The 14,513-nt window shown below is 52.6% G+C and carries 12 protein-coding genes; 9 read left to right on the top strand and 3 right to left on the bottom strand.

The features are described 5' to 3' along the window. The first annotated feature begins 462 nt into the window (after positions 1 to 462). The 7 genes from CLR69_RS08615 (at position 463) to CLR69_RS08585 (ending at position 8,217) form a co-directional block, all read left to right on the top strand. Positions 463 to 2,367, top strand: coding sequence for an FTR1 family iron permease (locus CLR69_RS08615; RefSeq protein WP_129713294.1), 1,905 nt, complete (start codon positions 463 to 465; stop codon positions 2,365 to 2,367). Between the two features lie 122 nt (positions 2,368 to 2,489). Then, entirely contained in the window at positions 2,490 to 3,017 is a 528-nt protein-coding gene (locus tag CLR69_RS08610) for an iron transporter (protein WP_048259467.1), read from the top strand. A 176-nt stretch (positions 3,018 to 3,193) separates the two neighbouring features. Further along, a complete protein-coding gene (locus tag CLR69_RS08605) occupies positions 3,194 to 4,591 on the top strand; it encodes a Fe-S-containing protein (protein ID WP_129713293.1) in 1,398 nt (465 codons plus the stop codon). A 2-nt stretch (positions 4,592 to 4,593) separates the two neighbouring features. Further along, positions 4,594 to 5,883, top strand: coding sequence for an ABC transporter permease (locus CLR69_RS08600; protein ID WP_129703924.1), 1,290 nt, complete (start codon positions 4,594 to 4,596; stop codon positions 5,881 to 5,883). After that, complete coding sequence (locus CLR69_RS08595; protein ID WP_165346010.1) at positions 5,873 to 7,012, top strand: FtsX-like permease family protein; 1,140 nt, start codon at positions 5,873 to 5,875, stop codon at positions 7,010 to 7,012. The genes CLR69_RS08600 and CLR69_RS08595 overlap by 11 nt, the downstream gene beginning before the upstream one ends. Positions 7,013 to 7,016: 4 nt before the next feature. Continuing rightward, on the top strand, positions 7,017 to 7,733 hold the full coding sequence (locus CLR69_RS08590; protein ID WP_129713292.1) for an ABC transporter ATP-binding protein: 717 nt from the start codon (positions 7,017 to 7,019) through the stop codon (positions 7,731 to 7,733). Further along, the gene (locus CLR69_RS08585) at positions 7,720 to 8,217 is read left to right on the top strand and encodes a TlpA family protein disulfide reductase (RefSeq protein WP_129713291.1); all 498 of its coding nucleotides are present in this window, start codon (positions 7,720 to 7,722) and stop codon (positions 8,215 to 8,217) included. The genes CLR69_RS08590 and CLR69_RS08585 overlap by 14 nt, the downstream gene beginning before the upstream one ends. A 35-nt stretch (positions 8,218 to 8,252) precedes the next feature. Here CLR69_RS08585 and CLR69_RS08580 read toward each other — a convergent pair whose 3' ends face one another. Further along, entirely contained in the window at positions 8,253 to 9,230 is a 978-nt protein-coding gene (locus CLR69_RS08580; RefSeq protein WP_129713290.1) for a DMT family transporter, read from the bottom strand. 115 nt (positions 9,231 to 9,345) lie between these two features. After that, positions 9,346 to 10,188 (bottom strand): AraC family transcriptional regulator, encoded by an 843-nt coding sequence (locus CLR69_RS08575; RefSeq protein WP_129713289.1) that lies wholly within the window; start codon positions 10,186 to 10,188, stop codon positions 9,346 to 9,348. A gap of 348 nt (positions 10,189 to 10,536) precedes the next feature. On the opposite strand from CLR69_RS08575, the gene cbl reads away from it, so the two are divergent. Both cbl and gltP read left to right on the top strand, forming a co-directional pair. Then, positions 10,537 to 11,490, top strand: coding sequence for an HTH-type transcriptional regulator Cbl (cbl, locus tag CLR69_RS08570; protein WP_129703935.1), 954 nt, complete (start codon positions 10,537 to 10,539; stop codon positions 11,488 to 11,490). Between the two features lie 422 nt (positions 11,491 to 11,912). After that, on the top strand, positions 11,913 to 13,229 hold the full coding sequence (gene gltP, locus CLR69_RS08565) for a glutamate/aspartate:proton symporter GltP (protein ID WP_129703937.1): 1,317 nt from the start codon (positions 11,913 to 11,915) through the stop codon (positions 13,227 to 13,229). 74 nt (positions 13,230 to 13,303) lie between these two features. Here the strand turns inward: gltP and CLR69_RS08560 are convergent, their stop codons facing one another. Further along, positions 13,304 to 14,407 carry an iron-containing alcohol dehydrogenase family protein gene (locus CLR69_RS08560; RefSeq protein ID WP_129713288.1) on the bottom strand — a complete coding sequence of 368 codons (1,104 nt, stop codon included), beginning with the start codon at positions 14,405 to 14,407 and terminating at the stop codon, positions 13,304 to 13,306. Between the last annotated feature and the right edge of the window lie 106 nt (positions 14,408 to 14,513).

Here is a 14,513-nt window from a genome sequence, read left to right as displayed (position 1 = left end):
AGGCGGAAAGGAATCTGCCAGGTTCCTTTGGTGTCGGGTTACCGTGTGAAGGGCTGTTGAGTGATGAGCCAAAGATAGTGGTAGAAAGCGTTAACATAAATATGCCTAATGCTTTGGATTACAGGGGGAAAATGGCATTTTCTCTGTAAATCTGACTCTGCCAGTGTAAAGAAACATTATTTTAAGACGACTGTCTCTAGCGCTGGGCCGATTTTATTTAAATAATGGTATGTTTATTGCTTTGGTTTTATTGGGTATATTTTGCCGTTTTTGCGATCAAAAAACGGTATTTCTCTGCTGGATTAATAAATGGAGAGGTTCTTTTGGCAAAACCAAAGGTTGGAAATCTTTAGTTACATATAAAACCCTTTATTGCTTATGTTTTCGTGACGTAAATCAAGACAGATGGCGACTTCAAAGTGATAATAAGAATAAATATCATTTGTGCTTCATCACACGCTTATGTCTATCTGGCAAAAAACGCTTCTGTTGTTGTGTTGGCTATTTAGCTGTTCAGTGGCAGTTGCCGCGACCGATTACGCCTCATTCATTCAAGATATCGAAACCCGGCTGGATAAAACTGCTCAGCTCTATGAGAAGCAAAAGCCGGATGACGCCCGCACGGAAGTTCAAATGGCTTATTTTGAGGTATTTGAAAACCTCGAAGGCCCTATCCGCATCAATATTTCCGCGCAAAAAAGCTATCAGCTAGAAGCGACCTTCGGTGAAATTCGCCGCATGATTGGCGAAGGGAAACCACAGGCCGATGTGCAGGCAAAAATCTCATGGCTGAAGGGCGAACTGGATGCCGTTCTGCCGGTGCTGTCGGAAGGTCACAAGCTGGTTGCGCAGGAGCAGCACGGTGCCTATGACAACTCCGAGATCGCACCGTACTGGCAGCAGAGTTTTAAAATCATCGATGACCAGCTTGCGCTGGCCGTGACTGAATATCAGGCTGGCGATTACAAAAAGGCCAGCCAGAGCGTGCAGCAGGCGCACTATCAGGGTTTTAAAAACTCTGAAATGGAAATGTCGGTCAGACAGAATCGCTCGGCGCAGCAGGCCGCTTCCATTAATCAACAATTCTCCGCACTGATTACGTTAGCCAGCCAGCCCGATCAACTGACAGACGTTGCCTATCGGGTCACTACGCTGTTGCAGGATATCGAAGATGCCTTGCCGGGGTTGCCGACAACGCGCGATAGCCAGCAGGCGACGGCAACACCTGTCGCGAACGCCGATACCGGCGCAGTGCCAGATGCGAACTGGGCAAAAGTCTCCGACGATATCAATCGGGCCATTGCCGCCGCGATCGCACAATATCGTCAGGGCCAGGTTAAGCCTGCCATCATGGCGGTGCAAGACACCTATTTCGATCTGTTTGAAGCCACCGGCATGGAGAACAAAATTGGTTCTCGTGATGCGGCGTTCAAATCTACGCTGGAAGGGTATTTCACTCGTCTGGTAAGCCTGATGAATGCCAAACAGCCCGTTGAGCAACTGCAAGGGCAGGCCGATGCGTTGCAGCAGGAATTGGCGAAGGCGGTCACCATGTTGGGCGACGGCGGTGAAACGCACTGGAGCCTGTTGATATACAGCCTGCTGATTATTGTGCGTGAAGGGTTAGAAGCCTTACTGATTGTGGCAGCGATTGTGGCCTATCTGGTGAAAAACAATCAGCAGGACAAACTGCCGCTGATTCGCCAGTCGGTTTACGTTGCGCTGTTGTGCAGTGTGATTACCGCTGTCATTTTCCAACTTGTGTTCACCAATTCCGGTGCCAGTCGTGAACTGCTGGAAGGCATTACGATGCTGATTGCCGTAGTGATGCTGTTCTTCATGAGCTACTGGTTGTTATCCAAAGTGGAGGCACGGCACTGGAAGGCTTATTTGGAAGGCAAGCTGTCCCACTCGCTGAGTAGCGGTTCCATGATCGGGCTATGGTTAACCAGCTTTCTGGCCGTGTACCGCGAAGGCGCGGAGACGGTGTTGTTCTACTACGCGCTGGTGGGGGATGCCAACAATATGGCAGGGCACCTCTCCATTCTGGCTGGGTTTGCCATCGGCTGTGTGATCCTGCTGATCGCTTACTTTGTAATGCGTTACACCATCGTCAAATTACCGCTTAAGCCGTTCTTCATGTTTACCGGCTGCTTTATGTACCTGATGGCGTTTGTGTTTGCAGGCAAAGGCGTGTTGGAACTGATTGAAGGCAAACTGTTTGAGCCGACATTGCTGACCAGCGTGCCGGAAATCAGCTGGCTGGGTATTTATCCTTATGTGGAAACGCTGATTCCACAAGGGGTGTTGGTTGCCGCTGCATTACTGGCTCTATGGGTGATACGGCGCAGAGCGTCTGCCGTCTGATAAAAAGAGTATCTGACGGTAATGTAATACTGAAAGCAATAAGAGCAGAAAATAACCATAACAACCCCAATCGCCTAGCGACACAAGTGTGAGGGGAGACGACTGAGATGAGGATGGGTTTGATGAATATGCAAAAAAGTCTGATTGCAGGTGCCGTTATTGCTGGTATTTTCACCGCGCCTGCTGCATTGGCGTTTAAAGAATATCCAGCGGGTGAGCCTGTTTCCCTGAACGAAATGGAAATTGCAGCTGTTTATCTGCAACCTATCGATATGGAACCACGTGGCATGGGGCTGCCTGCGGCTAAAGCAGATATCCATCTGGAAGCGGATATTCACGCGGCTGAAGGCAACAAGAACGGTTTCGGTGCCGGTGAATGGATGCCGTTCCTGACAATTGCTTACACCCTTACCAACACCGATACCGGTGCCAAGCAGGAAGGAACCTTTATGCCAATGGTTGCCAGCGATGGCCCACACTATGGCGCGAACATCAAAATGATGGGCGTGGGCAACTATAAAGTGACTTACCACATCGATCCGCCATCAAAAGCGGGTATGCACCGTCACACCGATGGTGAAACAGGCGTTGGTCGCTGGTGGAAACCGTTTGATGTCAGCTTTGATTTCAAATATGTCGGCATAGAGTAAGGTCCTCTGTCCGCGATGCGCTGTCGCGGCCATGTTCACGCCTTTGTGAGTACATCGTTGTGCTCACAGAGGTGTAGATTTTTCGGTCAGCGTGCTGATGCCACCAAACATCACGCCCAACTGACGCGCCTGCAAAACGCAGCCAACGCACATGCAACTTGAAGTATGACGAGCATATGAGTTATTTCTTTATCACGACACTTCAATCCTTCCTGCCGATTGCACTATTGCTAGGGCTGAACTGGAGCCATCGTTCTACGCCGACGATCAGGCCGCTGGGCTGGATCACGCTGCTGGCGCTGTGTGCCGGTACGTTTATTGGCGTTCATTTTCCTAACGGGCAAACGTTTCTGCTTGGGTTTACAGCACTTCAAGCGCTTGCCTTGATTCTGTTTCTTGCCTGTCAGTGTTTTTCCCATCCGCGCTTTGGCTATCTGTGGCAGTCGCTGTTAGTCGGTGGTGCGGCGGTGCATTGGGGCAGCGATCCCAATCTGACTGCGTTGACGACCACACACGTGGTGAATACCGATCTGCTGCTGAATTTCAGCGCCGTGGTGCTGGCATTTGGCTGGCTGGTATTTTGTGCCGCGCTGTGCGGCATGATTGTGCACCGCATTCGTTTACTGCGTTGGCCGCTGCTAGTCTTGCTGGTCGCACTTCTGCTGTTGCCGATAAGCGGTAATCTACTGCTGCTACTGATGAAATTACAGGTGCTGGGGCTAACCAAGCCGCGCCTGAGTTACGTGGCTCACGTCACCAATAGCGCGTATTTATTGAATTACCTCAGTGCGCTAGTCATGGCGGTTTTAGCCGCCAGTTTGGTCTGGCCTCTGCTGTATGCACGCCGCCAGGTGCTGGCCGCGCATGAGGCGATTGAAAAACGTAAAGCGACGGCAGGCTATCGTAATCTGCGCCGTACGTTGCTGGCGACGGCAGCGGCGCTACTGGTTGTCGTCTTCGCTCAGCTCTATTGGGACAAGGTCGCGTCGCAGCCGCCTCGTCTGTCGGAAGCCCAGCCTGTAACGCTGGCGGCCGATGGCAAAGTACATATTCCTATTGAGCAGGTGCGCGATGGAAAACTGCACCGCTTCGTCTGGATTGCCGATGATGGCAAGGCCGTGCGCTTTTTCATCATTAACCGCTATCCCGATCGCCTGCGTCTGGGCGTGGTATTTGATGCCTGCTTGCTGTGCGGCGATCAGGGCTACGTGATGGAAGGCAATCAGGTGATTTGTGTCGCCTGCGGTGTGCATATTTTCATTCCTTCTATCGGGAAAGCGGGTGGCTGTAATCCGGTGCCGATTGAAGGGTGGAGCAACGACGATAATGAACTGGTGATTGGACGAGCCTCGCTGGCGGCTGGCACTAACTACTTCTCGACGGTGGTGTCGATGGAAGTGATCGATCCGGTTGATGGTTCGAAGCTGACCAACGTGAACGCAGAGCATAAATATCGCTACGGCGGTAAAACGTACTTCTTCTCGTCGGAAGCGAACTATAACCGCTTCCGCGAAAGTCCCGCGAAATTTGCCACGACCAAAGCGGCGGCTGGTGAACAGGCGGAGGAGGAATAATCATGCTGTGGCGACTGTTACGCCAGTCCTGGCGCAGGAATATTCGGCGCAAATCGCTGGCGGTGTTGACCGTATTTTTGGCGGCGGGATTGATCTCTGCATTGCTGGCGGTGTCCATCGATATTGGTGACAAGATGGCGCGTGAGCTGAAGTCCTACGGCGCGAATATTTTGATTGAACCCGCTGGTCAGGCTGCGCTACCCGCACTGTTTGGCGAGCGCAGTAATCCGCTGGAAGGGCAGGATTTTCTTGATGAAGCCGAGCTGCCGAACATCAAAGATATCTTCTGGCGCAATAATATTGTCGGTTTCGCGCCGCTGTTAAGCGGTGATGTCGAGATCAATGGTCAGCCGGTTGCCGTATTGGGCACCTTCTTTTCTCAGCCTGTCGCAGTGCCGGATGAAGAAGACTATCGCACCGGGCAAATGACAGTTAGCCCTTACTGGCAGGTTGCTGGGCAGTGGCCGCAGGAGCCGGTAACAGCGGAAAATGTGGCGCAAGCGCTGGTGGGAAAACAGCTGGCGACGCAAACGGGCTGGAAAGTGGGGGATAAACTCGCACTGCACGGCTCGAAAGGGGATGCGACGGTAGAAATTAGCGGCATTCTTAGCAGCGGCGGTGATGAAGAAAGCAGACTGGTGATGCCGCTGGCAACGGTGCAATCGCTGCTGGGACTGGCGGGTAAAATCCAGGCCATTCGCGTGTCTGCGCTCACCGTGCCGGAAAATGAACTATCGCGGCGGGCGCGTGAAAATCTGGAAGCGCTCAACGCCGAAGAATATGACCTCTGGTACTGCACGGCGTATGTGTCTTCGATTGCACACCAATTAGAAGAGGCGATTTCTGGTTCGGTCGTGCGTCCTATCTGGCAGGTGGCAGCCTCGGAAGGTGTGGTGATCGACAAGATCCAACTGCTATTGGCGGTGGTGACCTTTGCGGCGCTGGTGGCTTCTGCGATGGGGATCGCCTCGCTGATGACCAGCACCATCATGGAACGCGCCAAAGAAATCGGGCTGATGAAAGCACTGGGTGCTCGTCAGTGGCAAATCATGCTGCTGTTTTATCTGGAAGCGGCATTGAGCGGCTTGGCAGGCGGTATCGCGGGCTGTGTCGCAGGCTGGGGGCTGGCGAAAGCGATTGGCCTGATGCTGTTTGGCGTACCGTTAAGCTTCGCGTGGATCGTCATTCCCTGCGTATTGGTGATCTCAATGCTGATCGCCATCATCGGAACGTGGTTCCCGGCGCGCCGGATTGCCAAACTGTATCCGGTGGAGGTGCTGTATGGGCGCTAATAGCTGGATGAACAGCATGTTCTGGCGTTTGGTGTTCCGTGCGCTGCGACTCCGTATGCAGCGCGTCAGCGTGGTGTTTGCTGCACTGACGGTCGGAGCGGCGATTGTTACCGCGATGTCCGCCGTCTATTTCGATATCAACGCCAAGATGAGTCAGGAACTGCGTACCTTTGGTGCGAATTTTTACATTGGCCCGGCGCGTGGCAACACCATTCCACAAAGTACATTTCAGCCGATTCTCGACAATGCACCTTCTGGATTAATCAATGCCTCCAGCCCTTATCTGTATGGTATGGCGCGTACGGAACTTGAGAAAGTGGTGCTGATGGGCGTGTGGTTCGAATCGCTGCGCCAACTGGCACCGTACTGGCAGGTCACAGGCAACTGGATTGGCGTCAGCTTCGACGATCGTAATGCCATGATCGGGGTGAAGCTGGCGGAGCGGTTGAACGTTAAAGTCGGTGACAGTATTACGTTGGTGGACGACGGTGAGAAGCAGCGCTTGCAGATTAAAGGCATTGTGGAATCCGGCGATGCGACGGACAACATGCTGATCGTGAATCTGGATCTGGCGCAAAAGTGGTTGGATAAAGAAGGCGCGATCAGTAATGCCCTGCTGAGTGTCAGTAACGATCTGGGGCAGGTCGATCGTTTTGCGGCCCAACTCCAGCAGCAGTATCCGCAGTTGGAGATCCGCCCGATTCTGAAAGTGTCGGCGTCGGAAGGTCAGGTTCTGAATAAAATCAAAGGACTGATGGGGCTGGTCTCGGCGGTGATCCTCGTCTTGTCTTCACTGTGTGTGAATACCACGCTGATGGCGATTGTCGGTGAACGCGCACGCGAGTTTGCACTACAAAAAGCACTGGGCGCGAGTGGACGAGACATCATCCGGCAAATGCTGGCAGAAACCGGCATTATCGCGTTGGCGGCCGTGGTATGTGGTTCGCTGCTGGGTTATCTGTTGGCACAGGTGTTGGGGATGGCGGTATTCAACGCGACCATTTCACTGCGTTTGCCTGTGTTCCCGCTCACATTGGGGTTGTCTCTGCTGGTTGCGGCGGTTGCGGCAGTGGTTCCTACCCGGCGGGCGATTTATGTCGAACCGGCCAAAGTTTTGAAAGGAGAGTAGTGCGATGTCTGTAGAGGTAAATGCGCAGGAAATGGATAAGGCAGCGGAGGCGGTGATTGAAACTCGCCAGCTCTACAAACGCTTTGGTCAGGTTACCGCGCTGGAAGATATCAATATTCGCATCGCACGCGGCGAGTTTGTCGCCATTATGGGCGCGTCCGGTTCCGGTAAAACGACGCTGATGAACATCCTTACCTGTCTGGATACGGTGAGCGAAGGTCAGGTGCTACTGGATGGCGTCGATGCGGCTGCGCTCGACGAGGAAGGGCGGCGTCAGTTTCGTGCCGATAAGATTGGGCTGGTATTCCAGCAGTTTCACCTGATTCCGTTTTTGACCGCGCTGGAAAACGTGATGCTGGCGCAGCATTACCACAGCGTGGTGGATGAAGCAGCAGCGCAGCGCGTTCTTGAGCAGGTTGGGCTGGCGCATCGTATGGATCACTTGCCGAGCCAGCTTTCTGGCGGCGAACAGCAGCGCGTCTGTATCGCCCGCGCACTGGTGAATGAGCCTCCCGTGATTTTCGCTGATGAACCGACGGGAAATCTGGATGAAGAGAACGAACAGCGAGTGCTGGATCTGCTGAAAGATCTGCATCGGCAGGGGCGTACCATTGTCATGGTGACGCACAATCCTGAGTTGGGGCGGTTTGCTGACCGCATTATCCGCCTGCAACATGGTAAGTATTTCGGTGAAGAGGTCAATCATCATGAAATGGCGTAACGGTATTACCGCACTTTGCCTGCTAGGCGTAGTCGTGCTGGGCGGCTGCAAGGAAGAGCAGGTTAGCGTCGGGGCGCAAGCACCTGCGCTGGCAGCCTACGATCTGGCTGGACAGCAGGTGGATCTGTCGCGCTGGCAGGGGAAAAGCGTGTACCTGAATTTCTGGTCGTCGGGCTGCGGTGGCTGCATGGTCGAAATGGGGACGCTGGAGAAGCTGAGCAAGGAGTATGGCGATAAGGTCGTCGTCGTGGCGGTCAACACCGATCCTGATGGCGTAGATATCACTTCAATGCTGGCGCATCACAGTGTGACGTATCCGGTGGTGCGCGATCAGTTGGGCATTACCAAAGAGCGCTATCAGGTCAGCGGCACGCCAACGTCATTTATCATTGATACCAACGGTAAGGTGACCGATCAGCATCAAGGCGCAAGGGATGAAGCACAACTGACAGCGCTGTTTCAGAAACTGGCAAGCCGGACATAAAGGCCGGCTATTTTCACAGCATGTCAGGCGTGCTTTTACTCTGTCCGTGAAACCGGAATCTGAACCTCCACAACTACAGGTTCTGGTTTCACCCGCATGGCGTAGATTACACCGATAATCAGGCAAGCGATGCCGCAGAGTGTCAACAGCGGCGGCCAGGATTGCCGAATCATAAAGGCATAGGTTAGCCCCGCCAGCGTTTCAAATACAATCAGCGGCCCTACCAGTACAGTCGGTAGGCGTTGGCTTGCCTCGTTCCAGAATAGTGTGCCGATCCATGAACAAAATAGACCAATCGCAATCATCAGCGGGATGAAAACCTCAGGCCGTGGGCCGAACGGTTGCGTAAACGTCTCATCCGTCAGCGCCAGATGACTGCACACCAGAATATAACCCAACAGTGCCAGCGGCAGCGTGACTAAACCTTGTGCGGTAGCCCAGGTAAGTGGCGTATTGCTTTTGTGATCGCGCAGCCAGCGTGCGTTGCGCAGTGGATACCAGGTCCAACAAACGACCGCGCAAAACGCCATCGCAATGCCGCTGGCGTAGCGCCATAAATCGAATGTGGCTGTATTCCCCTTCATCTCGGCAATATTGACGCAGACCAGCCCGGCGGCAATCAGCAACAGCGAAGGAAGAAGCCGACGCCAGGCCACGCGGCCGTCATGCTTGCTGTACAACACATTGGCGGTGACGGAAATAACAACGGGTAGTGTGCCGATAATCATTGTTGATATCGGCGCCCCGGTGCGTTGAATCGCGCTGGCAAGCAGAAAGTAGTACAGCAGGTTGCCGATAACGGTGAGCTTCGTAGCTTCCAGCCAGTCGCTGCGGGTTAGCTTGCGCAGGCGGCGGCGATCGAGCCAGGCCAGCGGCAGAGCAATTAGCCCAAAAGCCAGATAGCGTCCTGTGGACTGCAATGCAGCAGAATAGTCCGGTACGAGCAGCGGCCCAACAAAAATCAGCCCCCACATTAGCCCGGCGGCAAGGGCAAATAAAACACCGATCAGCATGATAAACCCATTTGTTCACAATATTTCATCGTGCCAGTCTAGGGAGAGTCGGCGACGAATTATTGTAGGATATTGCTGTTTGTCATCGGTGGAGGTTGCGCTGAAAGCATTTGCGTTACAAAGACTCGCGCTGAACCGGATACACCTGCTTTTGATAGCGAATAGGCGTGATGCCATAGCGCTGAGCAAAGGTGCGAGTCAGGTGCGCCTGATCGGTTAGCCCAACGGCGACAGCAACATGGGCGGCTGCCATACCACGCGTCAGCATCTGTTTGGCCTCATATAGCCTAATAGCCATCAGCATCTGGTGCGGTGTCACGTGAAACTGAGCTTTGAACTGGCGCAGGAAGTGGTACGGGCTGAGGGAAACCAGCGCTGCCAGCTCTTTTAAGGTAATGGTGTGAGCGAAATTCTCCCGCAGATAGGCTTTCACCACATCAAACCGGTGCAGTGGTTCAATAATTTGGCGCTGTGCAATACGCGCATGAGGGCGGAAAAGCGTAATCAGCGACAGCAGCAGGCTTTCACTCGCCAAAGGATCGGTCGTCTGCCACATCGCTGCCAGCGTCATGGCCAGTTGACGTGCGGTTGTGGGATCGTGGCGTACGACGTCGGTAAACCACCAGCCTTTCTCGCCAGAGATGTTCTCCAGCACATCGGGTGGGATGTAGATCATGCGATAGCGCCAGCCGTCTTCCGTGGCAGATTCCCCTGTGTGTAATTCGTCAGGGTTCATCAAGACTAGCGAATCGACAGGCGCAATATGTTTGGCACCACGGTAGCGGAATCGCTCTGCACCGTCGTCAATGGTACCGATGCCAAACGCCTCATGCGTGTGCGGCTCAAAGGCATAGCGGCAGATATGCGCGTGATAAAGCTCTACGCCGGGCAGCGTCGGTATGTGTCGAAACTGAGCATAGTCTCTTTCATCGGTAAAGTGTTCCGGTACGCCCTGCATGCTGCCACCTTGTCGCTGATTCTGCCCGTTATCATAGCGCCAGCTTCAAGTAGAACGCTATCTTTAGGATGCGAGGAAATACTGGAAACGGGAATAACGTAGTGAAATAAATAGATCAGAAAAGCATAAATCATAGCGAAATGGTTGATTGTCACTGCGTGAGCCATAAAAATGAATTTATCTAACTTTTTGATTTTAATATTTATGTCTATTTCTTGTTAGGTAATCTATCCCGGCAGACATACCGTTAGTATAAAAAAATATAATCAACTCCATTTGCTTATTTGTTCTGCCTCTCATTACTTGGATCAATGTTGCTATCTGTAATAAAGAACAAGGGAGTGAAAGGTGAACTTTCAGCAACTGAAGATTATTCGTGAATCAGCACGGTGCAACTACAACCTGACCGAGGTAGCGAATACGCTGTTTACCTCTCAATCCGGCGTGAGCCGCCATATCCGCGAGCTGGAAGAAGAGCTGGGGATTGAAATTTTTATCCGTCGCGGTAAGCGCCTGTTAGGGATGACTGAACCGGGAAAAGAGCTACTGGTGGTGGCTGAGCGTATTCTGAATGATGCCAGCAACATTCGTCGGTTAGCGAATGTTTTCACCAATAACGACACTGGCCAACTGGTGATTGCGACCACGCATACGCAGGCGCGTTACAGCCTGCCGCCAGTGATTAAAGCCTTCCGCTCGCTGTATCCACAGGTACGTTTGGTATTGAATCAGGGCACGCCGGATGAAATCGTGGCGATGCTTCATTCTGGCGAAGCCGATATCGGTATTGCCAGTGAACAATTGATTAATGACTCCTCGTTGGCGGCATTTTCTTATTATCGCTGGCACCATTCGGTCATCGTGCCAGAGCACCATCCGCTGACGCAGGAGCCAGTTATTACGCTGGAAATGCTCAATGCGGAACCACTGATTACCTATCGTCAGGGCATTACGGGGCGTTCGCGCTTGGATCGTGCGTTCCAGGCCGTAGGTATGTCCCCGGATATTACGCTGAGCGCACAGGATTCAGATGTGATTAAAACCTACGTTGAGCTAGGACTCGGCGTTGGGATTGTCGCTGATATGTCATTCGACCCCGTGCGTGACAAAGGTCTGGTACGGTTGAATGCTGAGCACTTGTTTGAAGCTAACACAGTCTGGCTGGGGCTAAAAAAGGGCCAGTTACAGCGTAACTATGCCTGGAAATTTATTCAGTTGTGTAATACAGAACTGTCGCTGGATGATATTAAGGACAAGGTATTCTCTGATAGCGATGAAGCAGTGATTGATTACCAAATCTAAGTGACTACACATTTTCCTAACCTGATGCCCAGCCAGCGTTTTTTCTGACTGGGCTACTATTTTCCTTTCGATTTCATCGTGGTTTCTTATACTGCGATGCTCGCCGTTTTCTGTGTGCGATTCAGCATAAATATGGTTTATCGTGCCGACAATCTGCTTGATCTGAGCGTGGTGGAATAGTAGCATTCCTGCTATAACAACAACTTATATCTGTATTTTTGTTAAGCGATACAAATACTTGTGCGTTTTTATTGAATAATTATGTTAACGGTTTTTGTATCGCAGTAGAAAGATAACGATAGAAACTAATCAGATATTCTTACTAGTCAATCACCTCCACGTTGATTTTTCGGTTCGTATTGCGCCGGAGTCGCGCTAGCGCCATGTCTGTGATGGCGGGGAGTTTAAAACGGAAAATGACGATGAAAACACAAAAAATCAGCCTAGCCTGGCAAATCCTTATCGCGTTGGTTCTTGGTATTGCACTCGGTGCCGTGCTGCACGAACAGCAGGAAAGTCGCCAGTGGCTCATCAGTAATATTCTTAGCCCTGCGGGCGATATCTTTATCCGCCTGATTAAAATGATTGTCGTGCCCATTGTTATCGCCACTCTGGTTGTGGGGATTGCGGGGGTAGGCGATGCTAAAAAGCTCGGGCGTATCGGCTTTAAAACTATCCTCTATTTTGAAATCATCACGACGGTGGCGATTATCCTTGGCATCACGTTGGCCAATATCTTCCAACCGGGTCACGGTATTGATATGTCGACGCTGACCGCCGTTGATATTTCTCAGTATCAAAAGACCACCGAGCAGGTGCAGAGTGGTTCGCATAGTCTTGTGGGGACGGTGCTGTCGCTGATTCCGCCGAATATCTTCGCGGCGATGGCACACGGCGACATGCTGCCGATCATCTTCTTCTCGGTGCTGTTTGGTCTGGGACTATCTTCGTTGCCTAAAGAACATCGTGACCCTCTGCTGAGCGTCTTTCGCGGCGTGTCGGAAACCATGTTCAAAGTGACACACATGATCATGCGCTATGCGCCGGTTGGGGTATTTGCGCTGATTTCCGTTACGGTTGCCAACTTCGGTTTCGCTTCGCTGTGGCCGCTAGCCAAGCTGGTGATGCTGGTGTACGCCGCAATCTTCTTCTTTGCGCTGGTAGTGCTCGGTGCGGTCGCGCGACTGTGTAAGCTGCGAATCACGATGCTGATCCGTATTCTGAAAGATGAGCTGATTCTCGCGTACTCTACAGCGAGTTCAGAAACTGTGTTGCCGCGTATCATCGAAAAAATGGAAGCCTATGGCGCACCGAAGTCGATTACCAGCTTCGTCGTGCCGACGGGTTACTCCTTTAATCTTGATGGTTCTACTCTGTATCAGAGTATCGCGGCGATCTTTATCGCGCAGCTTTACGGTATCGAGCTGTCGATTGGGCAAGAAATCGTGCTGGTGCTGACGCTGATGTTGACCTCCAAAGGCATTGCTGGTGTACCGGGCGTGTCGTTTGTCGTGCTGCTCGCGACGCTGGGCAGCGTCGGTATTCCTCTGGAAGGTCTGGCGTTTATTGCGGGCGTAGACCGTATCCTTGACATGGCACGTACCGCGCTGAACGTGGTGGGAAATGCGCTGGCGGTGCTGGTGATTGCCAAATGGGAACATCAGTTTGACGAGAAGAAAGCGCAGGCCTACGAGCGCGAAATAAAGGGAATCAGTACACAACCTGCCCAGCAGGGATAATGCCAGAAAGAAAAAGAGAAACGGGTGCATCGGTTATTCGATGCACCCGTTTCCATTTTGAAGGTGACTATCAACTAGGCCGCGTGGCTGTCTATCACTTGGCTTTCCAGCGTTTGCGTGCGCCATAGCGCCTGTTGAATACGTTCGGCATCCGTTGCGAAAGGCAGGCGTGCAGCAATTTTCGGTGCGATTTTCACGTTCAGAGCGATGCTTTCAACTAACTGCGGACGTTCGTTCAGGCCGAGGGCGCTTAGCGTTATCGGGCTACCGTAGCGGCGTAGTTGGGTGAACAGTTCTTCGCGGTCAGCGTCGTTATCGTGTTCCAGAAAAGCCTGTGTCGCCAGACCAAAACCGACTTTCTCACCATGCAGCCAGTCATGCAGTTCTGGCAGGCGTGTCATGCTGTTGTGAATGGCATGCGCAACGCCAATGCGTGGCACCTCATCTTTCATGCTGTTCGCCACGCCAGCCAGTGCGATAACCGCATCGATCACGCTACGTAGGGCAGGTGTGACTAAGCCTTGTTCATTATCCGCGATGGCCTGTTCGCCGAGTGTATTAAAGGTTTCCACAGCCAGTCGTGCCGCCTGTGCTTTGAGCGCTAGCGCCAGTCCATTATCGCCGTGGCGCAGATACGGTTGAAATTCGTACCACTTCGCCAGCGCATCCACGATACCGGCTTTTAGATAACGGGAAGGACTGTGAGCGATGATTTCACTGTCTACCAGCACCCACACTGGTAAACGCGTCAGCGGAAAGGGGCCGTTGTGCGCACCGCTATCGCTGTAAATTACGCTGATTGGTGACCAGGCGGCGCAGGTAGCGGCAATGGTAGGTACGGCGATGACGGGGATTTGTCCCAGAATGTCGCCGACGGCTTTGGCGACATCGAGCACGCGCCCACCACCGATGCCTAAAATCAGTTCCGCGTTGAAGGCGCGCGCCTGTGCGGTCAGCGCTTCTATCGCGGGTTTGGTGCAATCACCCGGCAAGAATTCGACCTGATAGCGTAAACCGTGTTCATTAAGACTGTGTTCGACGGCATCCGACGTCGTTTTCCATGCCTGCGGGCTGGTAATAATGAGTACCGTGCTGGCGTAAGGAGCCGCATAGTCGCCGACAGAACGAATGACGCCATCACGATTCAGATAGGTTTGTGGTGCTTGTATTGCAATCATGTTCGCGATCTCTCATCTCTGTGGGAAAAGACAAATCAGTTGTAACAGCGATATCGAACACCGCAAAAGAACAATTCTGGCTATGAATGGGCAGATTTCGCATAAC

This window comes from Pectobacterium zantedeschiae, assembly GCF_004137795.1.
Lineage (GTDB): Bacteria > Pseudomonadota > Gammaproteobacteria > Enterobacterales > Enterobacteriaceae > Pectobacterium > Pectobacterium zantedeschiae.
This window is presented reverse-complemented; position numbering and strand designations above follow the sequence as displayed.

Excerpts from the sequence above, each read along its gene's own strand:
- CLR69_RS08600 (WP_129703924.1), top strand. The coding sequence starts at position 4,594 with ATGCTGTGGCGACTGTTACGCCAGTCCTGGCGCAGGAATATTCGGCGC.
- CLR69_RS08595 (WP_165346010.1), top strand. The coding sequence starts at position 5,873 with ATGGGCGCTAATAGCTGGATGAACAGCATGTTCTGGCGTTTGGTGTTC.
- CLR69_RS08575 (WP_129713289.1), bottom strand. The coding sequence starts at position 10,188 with ATGCAGGGCGTACCGGAACACTTTACCGATGAAAGAGACTATGCTCAG.
- CLR69_RS08560 (WP_129713288.1), bottom strand. The coding sequence starts at position 14,407 with ATGATTGCAATACAAGCACCACAAACCTATCTGAATCGTGATGGCGTC.
- CLR69_RS08615 (WP_129713294.1), top strand. The coding sequence starts at position 463 with ATGTCTATCTGGCAAAAAACGCTTCTGTTGTTGTGTTGGCTATTTAGC.
- CLR69_RS08580 (WP_129713290.1), bottom strand. The coding sequence starts at position 9,230 with ATGCTGATCGGTGTTTTATTTGCCCTTGCCGCCGGGCTAATGTGGGGG.
- CLR69_RS08590 (WP_129713292.1), top strand. The coding sequence starts at position 7,017 with ATGTCTGTAGAGGTAAATGCGCAGGAAATGGATAAGGCAGCGGAGGCG.
- CLR69_RS08605 (WP_129713293.1), top strand. The coding sequence starts at position 3,194 with ATGAGTTATTTCTTTATCACGACACTTCAATCCTTCCTGCCGATTGCA.
- CLR69_RS08610 (WP_048259467.1), top strand. The coding sequence starts at position 2,490 with ATGAATATGCAAAAAAGTCTGATTGCAGGTGCCGTTATTGCTGGTATT.
- CLR69_RS08585 (WP_129713291.1), top strand. The coding sequence starts at position 7,720 with ATGAAATGGCGTAACGGTATTACCGCACTTTGCCTGCTAGGCGTAGTC.
- gltP (WP_129703937.1), top strand. The coding sequence starts at position 11,913 with ATGAAAACACAAAAAATCAGCCTAGCCTGGCAAATCCTTATCGCGTTG.